The 14,759-nt window shown below is 68.1% G+C and carries 16 protein-coding genes and 2 pseudogenes; 8 read left to right on the plus strand and 10 right to left on the minus strand.

Annotated features, from left to right (window positions below; translation table 11 throughout):
* Positions 1 to 14 precede the first annotated feature (14 nt).
* Entirely contained in the window at positions 15 to 425 is a 411-nt protein-coding gene (locus tag D3H54_RS25120) for a PPOX class F420-dependent oxidoreductase (RefSeq protein WP_149382193.1), read from the plus strand.
* Here D3H54_RS25120 and D3H54_RS25125 read toward each other — a convergent pair.
* The 3 genes and pseudogenes from D3H54_RS25125 to purL all read right to left on the minus strand — a co-directional run bounded on the left by D3H54_RS25125 (position 422) and on the right by purL (position 5,041).
* The gene (locus tag D3H54_RS25125; RefSeq protein ID WP_149382194.1) at positions 422 to 970 is read right to left on the minus strand and encodes an Rv0804 family intramembrane glutamic endopeptidase; all 549 of its coding nucleotides are present in this window, start codon (positions 968 to 970) and stop codon (positions 422 to 424) included. The two genes, D3H54_RS25120 and D3H54_RS25125, sit on opposite strands and share 4 nt — an antisense overlap.
* Entirely contained in the window at positions 967 to 2,751 is a 1,785-nt protein-coding gene (locus tag D3H54_RS25130; RefSeq protein WP_149382196.1) for an alpha/beta hydrolase, read from the minus strand. The genes D3H54_RS25125 and D3H54_RS25130 overlap by 4 nt, the downstream gene beginning before the upstream one ends.
* Positions 2,748 to 5,041 (minus strand): annotated as a pseudogene (gene purL / locus D3H54_RS25135) (phosphoribosylformylglycinamidine synthase subunit PurL). The gene D3H54_RS25130 and the pseudogene purL overlap by 4 nt, the downstream one beginning before the upstream one ends.
* A gap of 122 nt (positions 5,042 to 5,163) precedes the next feature.
* On the opposite strand from purL, the gene D3H54_RS25140 reads away from it, so the two are divergent.
* Positions 5,164 to 5,748: a DUF4436 family protein gene (locus D3H54_RS25140; RefSeq protein WP_353620036.1), complete on the plus strand. Its 585-nt coding sequence runs from the start codon at positions 5,164 to 5,166 to the stop codon at positions 5,746 to 5,748.
* The gene (locus D3H54_RS32250; protein WP_353620037.1) at positions 5,745 to 6,008 is read left to right on the plus strand and encodes a DUF8686 domain-containing protein; all 264 of its coding nucleotides are present in this window, start codon (positions 5,745 to 5,747) and stop codon (positions 6,006 to 6,008) included. Before D3H54_RS25140 ends, D3H54_RS32250 begins: the two co-directional genes overlap by 4 nt.
* A gap of 218 nt (positions 6,009 to 6,226) precedes the next feature.
* Here the strand turns inward: D3H54_RS32250 and D3H54_RS25145 are convergent, their stop codons facing one another.
* Positions 6,227 to 6,730 carry a hypothetical protein gene (locus D3H54_RS25145; RefSeq protein ID WP_149382199.1) on the minus strand — a complete coding sequence of 168 codons (504 nt, stop codon included), beginning with the start codon at positions 6,728 to 6,730 and terminating at the stop codon, positions 6,227 to 6,229.
* A 128-nt stretch (positions 6,731 to 6,858) separates the two neighbouring features.
* Positions 6,859 to 8,133, minus strand: coding sequence for a M18 family aminopeptidase (locus D3H54_RS25150; RefSeq protein ID WP_149382201.1), 1,275 nt, complete (start codon positions 8,131 to 8,133; stop codon positions 6,859 to 6,861).
* 42 nt (positions 8,134 to 8,175) lie between these two features.
* Between D3H54_RS25150 and D3H54_RS25155 the strand changes: the two are divergent.
* Both D3H54_RS25155 and D3H54_RS25160 read left to right on the plus strand, forming a co-directional pair.
* Positions 8,176 to 9,197 (plus strand): annotated as a pseudogene (locus D3H54_RS25155) (Dyp-type peroxidase).
* Complete coding sequence (locus tag D3H54_RS25160; RefSeq protein WP_149382203.1) at positions 9,197 to 9,994, plus strand: family 1 encapsulin nanocompartment shell protein; 798 nt, start codon at positions 9,197 to 9,199, stop codon at positions 9,992 to 9,994. Before D3H54_RS25155 ends, D3H54_RS25160 begins: the two are co-directional and overlap by 1 nt.
* Before the next feature lie 7 nt (positions 9,995 to 10,001).
* On the opposite strand, the gene purQ is transcribed toward D3H54_RS25160, so the two are convergent.
* Genes purQ through D3H54_RS25175 form a run of 3 tightly spaced genes read right to left on the minus strand, consistent with a single transcriptional unit; the run spans position 10,002 to position 11,644 of the window.
* Positions 10,002 to 10,676: a phosphoribosylformylglycinamidine synthase subunit PurQ gene (purQ, locus tag D3H54_RS25165; protein WP_149382205.1), complete on the minus strand. Its 675-nt coding sequence runs from the start codon at positions 10,674 to 10,676 to the stop codon at positions 10,002 to 10,004.
* On the minus strand, positions 10,673 to 10,912 hold the full coding sequence (purS, locus tag D3H54_RS25170) for a phosphoribosylformylglycinamidine synthase subunit PurS (protein ID WP_149382207.1): 240 nt from the start codon (positions 10,910 to 10,912) through the stop codon (positions 10,673 to 10,675). The genes purQ and purS overlap by 4 nt, the downstream gene beginning before the upstream one ends.
* Before the next feature lie 54 nt (positions 10,913 to 10,966).
* Positions 10,967 to 11,644: an ATPase gene (locus tag D3H54_RS25175; protein WP_286198998.1), complete on the minus strand. Its 678-nt coding sequence runs from the start codon at positions 11,642 to 11,644 to the stop codon at positions 10,967 to 10,969.
* 10 nt (positions 11,645 to 11,654) lie between these two features.
* Here D3H54_RS25175 and D3H54_RS25180 point away from each other — a divergent pair, with 10 nt between their 5' ends.
* Genes D3H54_RS25180 through D3H54_RS25190 form a run of 3 tightly spaced genes read left to right on the plus strand, consistent with a single transcriptional unit; the run spans position 11,655 to position 13,493 of the window.
* On the plus strand, positions 11,655 to 12,293 hold the full coding sequence (locus D3H54_RS25180; protein ID WP_168214969.1) for an MBL fold metallo-hydrolase: 639 nt from the start codon (positions 11,655 to 11,657) through the stop codon (positions 12,291 to 12,293).
* 33 nt (positions 12,294 to 12,326) lie between these two features.
* A complete protein-coding gene (locus D3H54_RS25185) occupies positions 12,327 to 12,668 on the plus strand; it encodes a hypothetical protein (RefSeq protein WP_149382214.1) in 342 nt (113 codons plus the stop codon).
* 18 nt (positions 12,669 to 12,686) lie between these two features.
* Positions 12,687 to 13,493, plus strand: a complete 807-nt coding sequence (locus D3H54_RS25190; protein ID WP_149382216.1) for an SDR family oxidoreductase — start codon at positions 12,687 to 12,689, stop codon at positions 13,491 to 13,493.
* On the opposite strand, the gene D3H54_RS25195 is transcribed toward D3H54_RS25190, so the two are convergent.
* A complete protein-coding gene (locus tag D3H54_RS25195; RefSeq protein ID WP_149382218.1) occupies positions 13,494 to 14,198 on the minus strand; it encodes a DUF2334 domain-containing protein in 705 nt (234 codons plus the stop codon).
* Between the two features lie 68 nt (positions 14,199 to 14,266).
* Complete coding sequence (locus tag D3H54_RS25200; protein ID WP_149382220.1) at positions 14,267 to 14,755, minus strand: glutathione peroxidase; 489 nt, start codon at positions 14,753 to 14,755, stop codon at positions 14,267 to 14,269.
* Positions 14,756 to 14,759 lie beyond the last annotated feature (4 nt).

A 14,759-nucleotide genomic window follows, 5' to 3' on the forward strand; every position in this document is an offset into this window, starting at 1 on the left:
CCTACCGTGATGCGATGGCGTTCAAACCGCATGAAATCGAGTACCTGAAGTCGGCGGATCTCGGCAGGCTGGCCACCATCGCACCGGACGGCACCCTGCAGAACAGTCCGGTCGGCTTCTCCTACAACGACGCGCTGGGCACCCTCGACATCGTCGGCTACAACATGGCCAAGAGCCGCAAGTTCCGCAACCTGGCCACCAACAACACCGTCGCGTTCGTGGTCGACGACATCGCAACGCGCAGCCCATGGCGGGTCCGGTGTCTGGAGATCCGCGGCACCGCCGAGCAGGCCGAGGCGTCCGACGGGGACGCGATCATCCGGATCACGCCCAAACGGATCATCAGCTTCGGCATCGACGACACCGAGACCGAGCCGCACGACCTGGTGCCGGACAGCCGGGACGTACCGACGACGGGCGACTAGCGCCGCTGCACCACCATCGCGGCCACCGCGGCGGATTCGTTGAACGCCGTGTGCGCGAGAACGGGCGCCAGCACGCTCCCCGACCGTCTGGCGAGCCAGCCGAACACCCAACCGGCGACACCGGTCACCACCACGGTGCCCAGCACCGGGTCGCCGACCCGTCGGGCATCGGGAATGTGCCAGAGCCCGAAGGCGAGCGCCTGGGCCAGCGGGCCGAATGTCGGCCCGAGCGCCCGCACGGCGACGGTCTGGAGCAGGCCCCGAAACAGCATCTCTTCCGTCCACGCGGTGGCGACCGGAATCTCCAGCGCCAGCCAGCGGACGGGATCCGGCGGGACCGTGCGGTCGACCATCCCCTGGCGCACCCGCGGCACTCTGGTCAACGCCGCGACACCCGTGGCCACCAGTCCGAAGGCCACCGCACCGAACCTCAGCCCGGACCACAGCCGCGGCGGCCGCAGCCCCAATGGCGCACCGACGGCCGCCGCCAACCCGGTGCTGACGATCGCGCGCACGGCCGGTGCGCCGGAATCCTTGGTGATCATTGGAATTCGGGTCCGCCTGCCGAGACGAGCTTGTCGAGGGAACGCCGGACCCGGTCTGTGTCGGCGGGTGTCCAGCCGTCGGGTGCGGCGACCGCGACCCAGCCGTCGAGCGGGCTGTCGCCATAGTTGTGGCCGTGCCCGTTCGGCGCCGCCTGCGAGCTGGTGACGTTGCCCGCCATGTCGGCACTCACCTGCCAGAACGTGACGATCGGGTACCACTGCATGGCCGGGCTGCGGTCGAAGCCCGGCGGCTCCCGCAGCCAGTCCGGCCGGGTGAACAGCAGCCGGGGTGACCACCACACCACCGGGTCCGACGGGTGCTGCAGATACAGCACCCGGGTGCCCTTCCAGGTCGGGGACGCCGCGATCCCGGCGATCTCCTCTGGTCCGGCCGCCTGCGCGAACCGCACGGTACGCCCGCCGTCGTAACGCGGTTGGTACTCCGGGCTGCCCGGATCGCGCCGCGCCGTCAGCGCTTTCCACAAGACGCTGGCGTTGGGCGGTCCTACCCACAGCACCGAGGAGAACCCCTTGTCGACGACGTCGGGCAGGTATCCGAACGCGCCCTGACCGGCCAGTGACCCCAGACTCTCGCCGTAGAGCATCAGCTTGGGCCGGCCGGCCTCCGGCCACTGCAGCCATCGGCGTTGGATTCCGTTGATCATCGCCCGGCCCGCCTCGACCGACTTGTCGCGGTCGGCCAGGAACGAGATCCAGCTCGGCAGATACGAGTACTGCATGGCCACCAGAGCGGTGTCGCCGTTGTACATCGACTCGATCGCACGGGCGGCCACCGGGTCGACCCAACCGGTGCCGGTGGTGGGGATGATGACCAGAACCTTGCGTTCAAAGGCCTTGGTGCGCTGCAGTTCCGAGAGCAGGACGGCCACCCGGCCCTCGGTGGTGTCCGCCGTTTCCAGGCCGGCGTAGATCCGGATCGGCTCCTTGGCGGACCGCCCGTTGAGTTCGGTGAGCTCGGCGGCATCCGGACCGGTGCCGACGAAGTTCCGGCCCTGAAACCCCAGGGTGTCCCACGCGGCGAATGATGCTGAGCTGCCTGATCTTTCGGGCTGAGCAGGTTGCTCGACGCCTGGGCGGGTGGTGTCATTTTGCGGTTGGAACACCGCACTGGCACCGGCGATGAAGCCACGGTAGAGCACACCGTTGACCAGAGTGATGACCAGCACCACGACGATCGCGGTGCCGATGAACATCGCGACCTCGTCGTTGATGTGCCAGCGCCGGATCATCACTCGCGCCAGAAACTTGATGGCATCCTTGATCACCCGCGCGGCACTGACGAACAGACCACCGACGATCAACGCGACGACCAGCGTGCGTAGGTAGATCAGCGTGGACGGACCCTCGATACCCATGACGGCCGCGATCTGACGTTGCCAGGCGGCGGCCGGCACGAGCATCAGCACGCTGGCACCGATCGACAGCACCACTGTCGCGGCCTTGAGGCGGAGCGCAACCCGCGCACTTGGCGGCCACCACGGCTGGTGGCCGAGGAAGAGCCGGCGAACGACCTTGCCGACGAGAACCCCGATGCCGTACCCGATGGCGGCGTTGATCCCGCCGATCACCCCGGCCAGCACCCAGTCGCGCGGCACCAACGACGGCGTCAGGGACAGGCAGAAGAACAGCGCGCCGACCGCCACCCCGACGAAGTCCAGCCGGACCAGGCTCCACAGCCACGCGATCAGCGACTCGCGGCGACGCTGGGCCCCGGGCGGGGACTGAGCCTCACCGGTGACGTCGTCGACCGCACTGGTCATCCGAACAGCCCGGGCAGCACTTTCTCGGAGGTGGCGCGCAGCTCCGCCAGCGTCACGGTGAACAAGCCTTGCACGTCAACGGAATCCGAGCCGGGGTCCGACACCCCGATCCGGGTGACCGGCAGCCCGCGGGCCTCGCACATCGACACGAAGCGGCTCTCCTCGGTTCGCGGCACGGCGACCAGGGCACGGCCGGCGGACTCGGAGAACAGTGCGACGAACGGATCGGCATGCTCGGGAAGCACAATGCGGCAACCGGTTTCACCGGCCAATGCCGCTTCGACGATCGCCTGGATGAGCCCGCCTTCGCTCAGGTCGTGGGCTGCCGAGGCCAGGCCGTCGCGGGACGCGGCCGCCAGCACCTCGGCGAGTAGCTTCTCCCGATCCAGGTCCACCTGCGGCGGCACACCGCCGAGGTGGTCGGCGGTGACCTGAGCCCAGATCGAGCCGTCGAACTCGTCGCGGGTGTCGCCCAGCAGGAGCAGAGTCTCCCCCGGCTCGTTGCCGAGCCCGGTGGGCAGCCGGCGCGTCACGTCGTCGAGGACGCCCAGCACACCCACCACCGGGGTCGGCAGGATGGGCGTCGCCCCGGTCTGGTTGTAGAAGCTGACGTTCCCGCCGGTGACCGGAATGCCAAGGGCTGCACAGCCATCCGCCAATCCACGGACGGCCTGCGAGAACTGCCACATCACCCCGGGGTCCTCGGGCGAGCCGAAGTTGAGGCAGTTGGTCACCGCGATCGGCGTCGCCCCGGTGACGGCGACATTGCGGTAAGCCTCGGCCAGCGCCAGCTGTGCGCCGGTGTACGGATCGAGCTGCGTGTACCGCCCCGACGCGTCGGTGGACAGCGCGATGCCGCGGCCGGTGGTTTCGTCGATGCGCAGCACGCCGCCGTCGGCGTGCTCGGCCAGCACGGTGTTACCGCGCACGTAGCGGTCGTACTGCTCGGTGATGAACGCGCGGCTGCACAGATGCGGACTGCCAACCAGCGCAAGCACAGTCGCCCGCAGCTCGTCACCGGTCTGCGGCCGGGGCAGCGTGGCCGACGTGTCGGCGATCAGCGCGTCCTGGCTGTCGGGCCGTTGCACCGGCCGCTCGTAGACCGGGCCCTCGTGGGCCACGGTCCGCGGCGGCACGTCGACGACCGTCTCGCCCTGCCAGGTGATCTGCAAGCGGTCACCGTCGGTGACCTCACCGATGACGGTGGCCAGCACATCCCATTTGCGGCACACCGCCAGGAACGCGTCGACGTTCTCCGGGGTGACCACCGCGCACATGCGTTCCTGCGACTCGCTGGACAGCACCTCGGCCGGGGTCATGTCCTTGGCCCGCAGCGGCACCCGGTCCAGCTCGATGCGCATGCCGCCATCACCGGCGGATGCGAGTTCGGATGTCGCACAGGACAATCCGGCGCCACCTAGGTCCTGGATCCCGACCACCAGACCGGCGGCGTACAGCTCCAGGCAACATTCGATGAGCACCTTCTCGGTGAAGGGGTCACCCACCTGAACGCTCGGCAGCTTCTTGCGGCCCGCGCCGGACTCGTCACCGGAAAAGGTGTCCGACGCCAGCACCGACACCCCGCCGATACCGTCGAGGCCGGTGCGCGCGCCGAACAGGATGATCTTGTTGCCGGTGCCGGAGGCGAACGCCAGGTGCAGATCCTCTTTGCGCAGCACGCCCACACACAGCGCGTTGACCAGAGGGTTGCCGGCGTAGGAGGCGTCGAACACCGTCTCGCCGCCGATGTTCGGCAGGCCCAGCGAGTTGCCGTAGCCGCCGACGCCGCGGACCACGCCGTCGAGCACCCGGCGGGTGTCGGGGGCGTCGGCCGCGCCGAAGCGCAGCTGGTCCATGACCGCGACCGGGCGCGCACCCATGGCCATGATGTCGCGCACGATGCCGCCGACACCGGTGGCCGCGCCCTGGTAGGGCTCGACGTAGGACGGGTGGTTGTGCGACTCGACCTTGAACGTCACCGCCCACCCGTCGCCGATGTCCACCACGCCGGCGTTCTCGCCGATCCCGGCCAGCATCGACTGCCGCATCGCCTCGGTGGTGGTCTCACCGAAGTAGCGCAGGTGCACCTTGGAGGACTTGTACGAGCAGTGCTCGCTCCACATCACCGAGTACATGGCCAGCTCGGCGTCGGTGGGCCTGCGGCCGAGGATGTCCCGGATCCGCTGATATTCGTCGTCTTTGAGGCCGAGTTCGCGATACGGCTGCGGATGCTCGGGGTGGTTGCCGCGTGGTCGACGGTGTCGACTGCTCCAGAGAGCCCAGATGTCACGCCAAACAGTCTAGTGGCGCAGGTGCGCCAGGCCGCGGCCCAAGTCGGATGCGACACCGTTCGGTGCGCCGCCTATGCCAGGCTATGTCGGCAACGCGTCGCAACTCGTGGGGGAAGCCGATATGAAAATTCGCCTTGTGGCGATCGTTGTCGTCCTCATCGGCGCATACATCGCGACGATCTCGCTGTACGCGAGCACGGGTCTCGGCGAGCCCGCCAAACTCGTCCAGGGTGCGGCAACGTCGGATGGAACGACGGTCACCGCTGATCTGGACGAGGTTCATTCCGCTCGTGGCGAACTGGTCGCCAACGTGACAGTGATCCCAGGCGCGGCGCTGGTGAACCCGGTCACCCACGGTCTTACCGAGGATCTGAGCCTGACCGTCGATTCCGGAGTGACGCCGACGATCCGGACATGGGCCAAAGGCTCGACGCCGGGAGTCGTTCCGGTGACCTTGGCGATGACCGGCGACCCCGGCTCGTATCCTTTCGATCGGTATCACGCAGGCCCGCTGATCGTCGAGGTGGCCCTCGGCGACAGCACCGCGGTGACCCGGGTGTCGCCCTCGATATTCGATCGGACACCCGGCTGGCAGTTCAAGGCCGCCCCCAGCACCGCCAACGCCGCGCTCGGGGCCTACCAGTTGGACGTCCGGCGCTCGCCGAGCACCGCCGCGGTGGTGGCGATTCTTCTGGTGGCGCGGTGACCATCGCGGTACTGGCCGTCACGGTCTCGGTCCAGACGTTGCGCGATCGGCGCAAGTTCCAGCCGCCGATGACCACCTGGTTCGCTGCGATGCTCTTCGCAGTGGTGCCGCTGCGGAACGCTCTTCCGGACGCTCCCACGATTGGAAACTGGATCGATGTCACCGTCATCCTCTGGGTGATCGTCGCCCTGGTGACCTCGATGGCCCTCTACATCGTCTGTTGGTGGCGCCACCTGAACCCCACGTTCGACAAGCTGTGACCGTGGACGCGAGCTGATTCGATCCCGGCCGACGACCACCAGCAGTATCTGCGCGCTGATCCACCCCGCGTGGCAACAAGATCCTCGGTGCGGCCGGCTCGTGATCGACGGGGGCATTGCACGCCGGATAGCGGCCGGTACAGATGTCGGTTTGGTGGTCACGAAAGGCATTCGCGACCAATGTGTTTGGCTCGATACACGGACAGATCGGCACCGCACTACGGCTGCGTGAGAACCAGGCGCGATCCAACCAGGCTATTTGACGACGACCACACCAGCTTGCCGGTCAGCCCGCTCGGCTTCACCGAGATCTCCCACCGCCCCGCCTTGGCGCAATCTGCGGGCCCGACAGTTGCCTTCGTGGTCAGCGTGACCGTCGATGAAGCCTTCGAGGCTTCCGACACCGACACCTCGCAGGCATCGCGTCCGGCCGTCGGGCTTTCGAACGTCATCGTGCCGGACACCGGACTGGATTGGCGAACCCTGAATTTCATGTCGACGCGCTGGCCGCCGGGGTACTCGAAGGTGCCTCGCCACAGGCCCGTCGCGATGCGGCCGCCATCGTCGGCGGGCTGAGTCAGCCGGTCGACCACCTGCTTCGCCTGCCACCAGGAGTACGCCCACACCGAAAGCCCGACGATCGTCCCGAAAGCTGTGATCGCGCAGAAAACCGCGATTATGACGAGCAGCGTCTTGTTGTCGGACGCCTTGTTCTCGCTCATCGCACGTACCCCCCCTTGAGCACCGGAAATGCCCTCGGGAGCCTATCAATCGTCGTCTCGCATCGGCCGCCTGAGCCGTACCGGCGCCGAGACGAACTCATTACTCTGGGGTCCCCTGCCTGCCCAGGCTAAGCAGGCACCAGAAATGCCTGCAGCGCAGCGGCATACGCGATGATGTCGGCCGCACCCATCAGTTCGCGGGCCGAGTGCATGGCCAGCTGGGCAGCCCCGACGTCCACGGTGGGGATGCCGGTGCGCGCCGACGTCATCGGCCCGATCGTCGAGCCGCACGGCAGGTCGGCACGGTGCTCGTAGCGCTGCAGCGGCACGCCCGCCTGCCGGCAGGCCAGTTCGAACGCGGCCGCGGTCCGGCCGTCGGTGGCGTAGCGCAGATTCGGTTGCACCTTGAGCACCGGGCCGCCGTCGACGGTGATCAGGTGCCCGGGTTCGTGCCGGTCGGGGTAGTTGGGATGCGTCGCGTGCGCCATGTCGCCGGAGGCGACCATCGACGCGGTGAGCCGGCGCAGGAAGTCCTCCCGCCCACCACCGGCGGCCAGCACGATGCGCTCCAGCGTGGTCAGCAGCAAATCCGACTGGGCGCCGTGATCCGATGTGGAGCCCACCTCTTCGTGATCGAACAGTGCCAGCACCGGCAGGTAGCCGCCCGGCTCGGCGGCCAGGAACGCTTCCAGCCCGGCGTAGCAGGTGCCCTGGTTGTCCAGCCTCGGTGCGCTGACGAACTCGCCGTCCACACCGGTCAGGGCCGACGGGGTCAGGTCGTGGGTCATCAGATCGGCCGACAACAGGTCGGCCGGGTTCACTCCCGCGCGCTCGGCGACGTAGGACAGGAACGACCGGGGCGTGTCCCCCAGACCCCACACCGCGTTCACGTGGCGCTGCGGGTCGAGCTTCACCGCCGCGCGGTCTTCGGCCAGGTGGATGGCCAGCTGCGGCACCCGCAGGATCGGGTCGTCGATGCGTACCAGCCGGTGCGAGACCCCGCCGTCGGCGCTGCGGTCACGGACCGAGAGCCGGCCGCTGATCCCGAGGTCGCGGTCCAGCCAGGAGTTGAGCCACGCCCCGCCGTACGGCTCGAGAGCCACCACCTGCCAGCCGGCCACCACCCGGTCCGGATGCTGTTTGACGCGCAGGTTCGGGCTGTCGGTGTGGCCGCCGATGATGCGGAACGGCCGGCCTGCATCCCCGCCCGAATTCCAAGCAACCAGAGAGCCGGCCCGCACGGTGAAGTACCGGCCGCCCGATTCGGGCCACCGATCGGTCTCGGCCAGTTCGGTATAGCCCGCGTCGCGTAGCCGCTGCGCGGCCGTCTGGCAGACGTGAAACGGTGACGGCGACGCGTCGATGAATTCGCACAATCCCCGCGCGCTGGCAGCTGTGGACATGATCACCATCATCGCCGACGTCATTTTCGTTAGGGTCAGACGGTGCCCACCCCGCTACCGCAACCGGTACTGGCTCCCCTGACACCCGCCGCCATCTTCGTGGTGGCCACGATCGACGACGGCGGCGAGGCCGCGGTGCACGACGCACTGCCCGACCTCGCCGGGCTGGTCCGGGCGATCGGCTTTCGCGACCCGTCCAAACACCTCTCGATGGTGACGTCGATCGGATCGCAGGCGTGGGACCGCCTGTTCTCCGGGCCGCGCCCGAAGGATCTGCACCCGTTCGTCGAGCTGCACGGCTCCCGTCACCACGCGCCGTCCACTCCAGGTGACTTGTTGTTCCACATCCGGGCCGAGGTGCTCGATGTCTGCTTCGAGTTGGCCGGCCGGGTGGCCAAGGCGATGGCGGGGGCGATCACGATCGTCGACGAGGTGCACGGCTTCAAGTTCTTCGACAACCGCGATTTGCTCGGATTCGTCGACGGCACCGAGAACCCGGCCGGCCCGATTGCGGTGAGCGCCAGCCAAATCGGGGACGAGGACCCGGATTTCGCCGGCGGCTGTTACGTGCACGTGCAGAAGTACCTGCATGACATGGCGTCCTGGGAGTCGCTGTCGGTGACCGAACAGGAACGCGTCATCGGCCGTTCCAAACTCGAGGACATCGAGATGGCCGACGACGTGAAGCCGGCCAATTCCCACATCGCGCTCAACGTCATCTCCGACGCCGACGGCAACGAGCTCAAGATCCTGCGGCACAACATGCCGTTCGGGGAGATCGGCAAGAACGAGTTCGGCACGTACTACATCGGCTACTCGCGCTCCCCGCCGTCACCGAGAAGATGCTGGAGAACATGTTCATCGGCGACCCGCCCGGGAACACCGACCGGATTCTGGATTTCTCCACCGCCGTCACCGGCACCCTGTTCTTCACTCCCATCACCGATTTCCTCAACGATCCGCCGCCGATGCCGGGCTTCGGCGACGTCGACGCAGCTCCCCCGGCATCCGCCCCCACTTCCGACGGCTCATTGGCGATCGGCAGCCTGAAAGGACAGTCCTGATGAACAACCTCTACCGCGAGCTCGCTCCGATCACCGAATCGGCCTGGAGCGAAATCGAATTGGAGGCCAGCCGGACGTTCAAGCGGCATATCGCCGGCCGTCGCGTCGTCGACGTCAGCGAGCCGGGCGGTCCGGTGACCGCCGGGGTGAGCACCGGTCATCTGCGCGACGTGGCGGCGCCGGCCGAGGGCGTGCTGGCGCACCTGCGGGAATCCAAGCCGCTGGTTCGGCTGCGGGTGCCGTTCACGGTGTCGCGCACCGCAATCGACGACGTGGAGCGCGGCGCGCAGGATTCGGACTGGGATCCGGTCAAGGCCGCGGCCAAGAAGCTGGCGTTCATCGAGGACCGCGCGATCTTCGAGGGGTACAAGGAGGCGTCGATCGACGGCATCCGGATGTGCAGCTCCAACCCGGCGCTGGCGCTGCCGGAGGACGCCCGCGAGTATCCCGACGTGTTCGCCCAGGCCCTGTCGGAGCTGCGGCTGGCCGGCGTGGACGGCCCCTACTCGGTGCTGCTGTCCGCCGACGCCTACACCAAGGTCAGCGAGACCACCGAGCACGGCTATCCGATCCGCGAGCACCTCAACCGGCTGGTGGACGGCGAGATCATCTGGGCGCCCGCGATCGACGGCGCGTTCCTGCTGAGCACCCGCGGCGGCGACTTCGACCTTCAGCTGGGCACCGACGTCGCGATCGGCTACCTGAGCCATGACGCGGAGACGGTGCAGCTGTACCTGGAGGAGACCCTGACGTTCCTCTGCTACACCGCTGAGGCGTCGGTCGCGCTGACCGCCTGACGATCTATCAGGCGGCGAGGACCGCGTCCAGCGCGGAGTAGAAGATGCCGAGCCCGTCGTCGGACGGGCCGGTCAGCGCTTCGGTGGCGTGTTCGGGATGCGGCATCAGCCCGACCACCCGGCCGTTGGCGGAGCTGATCCCGGCGATGTCGCGCATCGAGCCGTTGAGGTTCTCGGCGTAGCGGAACACCACCCGGCCTTCGCCTTCGAGTTCGTCGAGCACGGCCTCGCTGGCCACGTAGCGGCCCTCGCCGGACTTCAGCGGCACCAGCAGTTCAGCGCCGGATTCGTACCGCGACGTCCATGCGCTGGTGATCGAATCCACCCGCAGCCAGACGTCGCGACAGATGAAGTGCAGCCCGGCGTTGCGGGTCAGCGCGCCGGGCAGCAGTCCGGCCTCGCAGAGCACCTGGAAGCCATTGCAGATGCCGAGCACCGGCAGACCGGCCTCGGCGGCGGTGATCACCTCGCCCATCACCGGCGCGAACTTCGCGATCGCACCGCAGCGCAGGTAGTCGCCGTAGGAGAAACCGCCCGGCACCACCACGGCGTCGACGCCCTTGAGGTCGGCGTCGCCGTGCCAGAGGCTGACCGCCTCGGCACCGGCGAGCCGCACCGCGCGGGCGGCGTCGACATCGTCGAGAGTGCCGGGGAAGGTGATGACCCCGATCCGGGCGCTCACGCTTGTTCCCGGGTGACCGACCAGTCCTCGATGACCGTGTTCGCCAGAAGCGATTCGGCGATCTCCGCGAGCGCCGAATCGCTGATCGAATCGTCGACCTCGAGCTCGAATCGCTTGCCCTGCCGGACATCCGAGATGCCGGTGTGTCCCAGACGGCCCAGTGCACCGACGATCGCCTGACCTTGCGGGTCGAGGATCTCGGCTTTGGGCATCACGTTGACCACTACTCGGGCCACAGTCGCTCCTGCTGACGTCGGGGAATGTTGCGGTGTAACTCTACCGGCGGCCCATCAGCAGGACCCGATGTAGGCGGTGCACAGCGGCGCGCCGAGGGCGTCGAGCAGGTTGTCGTCGCTGGCCATCGGCCACGGCGTCTGCGGCGGTGCGGTTGACCACATCGCCAGCTCGGTCACGGTGCTGTTGCCCGGATTGGCCACCACGTACTGGCGCAGGATCACCGGACCGCTGATCACCGCGGCCATCCGGTCGGGCTCGTTGACGGTCAGCGACGGCGACGCCGTCGGGTTGGTGCGCTGGCAGGACCGCAGCGCGGCCACCGCGGCGTGGAAGACGTCCTGCGCCAGCTGCCCGCCGCGCCAGGTCTCTCCCCGCCAGTGCATGACCTGTGCCTGCAACTGCCACTGCCCATCGGGGTTGACGACGGTGGCGCGTTCGGCGACGGCGTAGGCGCGTGGATCCTGGGCCACCGGCGGAGTGCCGCACAGTTCTTCGAACCGGAATCGGGGTGCGACGGCGGTGACCGCCACCCCGGCCAGCCGCGGCCAGGCGTAGCGGGCGTTCAGCGGTATCGCCCAGGGGGCCACCCACGCCGCGTCCGGAATGCGGTCGCAGTTGGGCGGGCAGGTGTCCGGATCGGCGGCAGCGTGCGGCGGTACGGCGAGCCCGCAGGCCACCAGCATCACCGCGATGACCAACCGCATGTATTCGACGCCTTCCAGTGCGCGCACAATCGTAAGCATGGAGCTGACGCATTTCGGGCATTCATGTCTTCTCGCCGAGTTCGACGGCGCCACCTTGCTGTTCGATCCGGGTAATTTCTCGCACGGCTTCGAGGGCGTGACCGGGCTGTCGGCGATCCTGATCACCCACCAGCATCCCGACCACGCCGACCGCGAACGGCTGCCCGCGCTGGTGGAGGCCAACCCGAACGCTGTGCTCTACGCCGATCCGGCCACCGCTGCCGAGCTCGGCGAACCCTGGCGTGCGGTGCAGGTCGGCGACGAGCTGAACGTGGCCGGGCTGACCATCCGTGGGGTGGGCGGGCGCCACGCCGTCATCCATCCGGAGATTCCGGTCATCGACAACATCTCGTATCTGGTCGGCGACGCCGAGCACCCGGCCCGGCTCATGCACCCCGGTGACGCGTTGTTCGTACCCGGCGAGCCGGTGGATGTGCTGGCCACCCCCGCGGCCGCCCCGTGGATGAAGATCTCCGAGGCGGTGGACTATCTGCGGGCGGTCGCGCCGGAGCACGCCGTCCCGATCCATCAGGGGGTGGTGGCCCCGGAGGCGCGCGGCATCTACTACGGTCGGCTCACCGAGATGACCGACACGGATTTCCGGGTGCTGCCGGAGGAGAGTTCGTTCCGGTTCTGAGCGCACAAGGCGGACAGGCGAATTGATCAACTGATGTTCGACAACTGGCGGGTGCGTCGACACGGACAACACTGTCAGGCGACCGTCGTGCACGCGCAGCAGGCCGCCAAGATCGCGACCAACGACTACCGCAAGTACCAATTCGTCGTCGACGTTCGCCCTCCGGGTGCCGAACCGGTCCGCCTCGAGATCACCGAAACATTCACCGTCGGCGGATTGAAACCCTCGGTGGGCGACATCGTGGGGGTGCGATGGGACGCCACGTCGAACCGTGCCGTCTTCGACCTCGAAGGTGACCCCCGCTACGACATCAAGGCGCTTCGCGCACAGCAGGACGCGCGGCGCCGGAACCTACTCGACCAGCCGCCGGATTAGAGACACAGGGAGATATTCATGAGCACAGCTGACCTGACCAGACTGTTCGGACTGTCCGGCAAGACCGCGCTGGTCACCGGCGGCAGCAGCGGCATCGGGGTGATGATCTCCCGCGGCCTGCTGCAGGCCGGCGCCGAGGTGATCATCAGTTCCCGCAAGGCCGACAAGTGCGATCAGGTTGTCGCCGAGCTGTCGCAGTTCGGCACGATCCGCGCCATCCCGGCCGACCTGTCCCGTCAAGACGAATGCAAGCGGCTGGCCGCCGAGGTCCTGGCCGGCACCGACAAGCTCGACATCCTGGTCAACAACGCCGGGGCGACGTGGGGCGAACCGCTGGAATCGTTTCCGACCTCGGCCTGGGACAAGGTGCTCGACCTCAATGTGAAGTCGCCGTTCTGGCTGGTGCAGGAACTGGTCGGCGCGTTGCGCAATGCCGCGACCGCCGACGATCCCGCACGGGTGATCAACATCGGCAGCATCGACGGGATTCAGGTGCCGGTGATGAACACCTACTCGTACTCGGCCAGCAAGGCGGCCGTGCATCAGTTGACCCGTGTGTTGGCCAAAGAGCTTGGCCCTCAACACATCACGGTGAATGCGGTGGCGCCGGGCCCGTTCCAGTCGAAGATGATGGCCGCCACGCTGGATGCGTTCGGAGACGCGATCGCGGCCTCGTCGCCGCTGGGGCGGATCGGCCGCGACGACGACATGGCCGGTATCGCAGTGTTCCTGGCCAGCCGGGCCGGGTCCTATGTGAACGGGGCGATCATCCCGGTCGACGGCGGCATGGCGACGACGGCGAGCGGGTCCAGCTCACGCAGCTAGTCAGGCGGCGGAAGTCGCGGGGACCTGCGGGTCCCAGCGGTACACCGTCGGCGTGCAACCGTGCAACAGGGCCAGATCGATCGCGTCGAGCATGGCCTGACGGGGCCCGACCTTGCGCAATTGCTTTGCGGTGACGGCCAATCGGACCATCCCGCCACGGCGCGCGGTGCGTTCCGCGGACAGCACCAGGGTGCGGCACCACCACGGTTCGGTGACGAACCCTTCGCCGATTCCGACCACCCGGGAGCGCGTCGTCGTCCCGGTGATCAGGTCGGTGATGCCGTGTAGATCGACAAGCAGCCGGAAGCCGTTGCGCGGCAACGCCAGTGCCGTTCCGGCGGAAACCGTCCAGCCCGGGGCGGCGAACAGTCTGCTCCGCAGCCCGACGTGTTCGAGGACCCGGTCGGCGCCCATCAGCCGCAGGTTCGCCTCGTGCGCGGGTAGCGCGCCGAACTCGCCACGGCGCTTCTTGGTGGCGGCAGCGTCGAAACCGTGCAGCACCAGCGCATCACCGCCAGATCGCCGGTGGGTCAGCCAGCCGATGGTGCGGGCGTCGGATTCCAGGCGGTACCCGTCCTTGCGCCTGGGGGCGACGAGCAGCGACAGCGGAACCGCACGACTGTCGAGCGCGGCGCAGAACTCGTCGACATCGCTGAGCGTCCGGTCACTGATTCCGGACACCGACACGATGAGTTGTCCAGCCACACTCGCAGTCTGGCAATTCCAGGTGTCCAGACGGTTTCTGCCACCTTGATGTCAGGCGACCATTCGGTTCAGCCGGGCAGGACCGCCTCGATCGCGGCGATCACTTCGGGGGCATCGGGCTCGGTCTGCGGCCGGAACCGGTTGACCACGGCCCCGCCCGGCGCGATCACGAACTTCTCGAAGTTCCACGCAATGTCGCCGGCCTTGCCGTCGCTGTCGGCGACCGTGGTGAGCTCGGCGTACAGCGGGTGCCGGTCGTCGCCGTTGACGTCGGTCTTGGCCAACAGCGGGAACGTCACCCCGTAAGTGGTGGAGCAGAACGTCTGGATCTCCTCCGCGGTGCCCGGCTCCTGACCCATGAACTGGTTGCACGGCACCCCGATCACGGTCAGGCCGCGGTCGCCGTAATCGCGGGCCAGCTGCTCCAGCGCCGCGTACTGCGGGGTCAGGCCGCATTTAGAGGCCACGTTGACCAGAAGGATCGCCCGGTCGGCGTAGTCGGCCAGCGAGGTGGCGTTGCCGTCGAGGGTGGTGAGCGGGATGTCGGTCAGACTCATGCCG

This window comes from Mycobacterium sp. ELW1 (assembly GCF_008329905.1).
Classification (GTDB): Bacteria; Actinomycetota; Actinomycetes; order Mycobacteriales; family Mycobacteriaceae; genus Mycobacterium.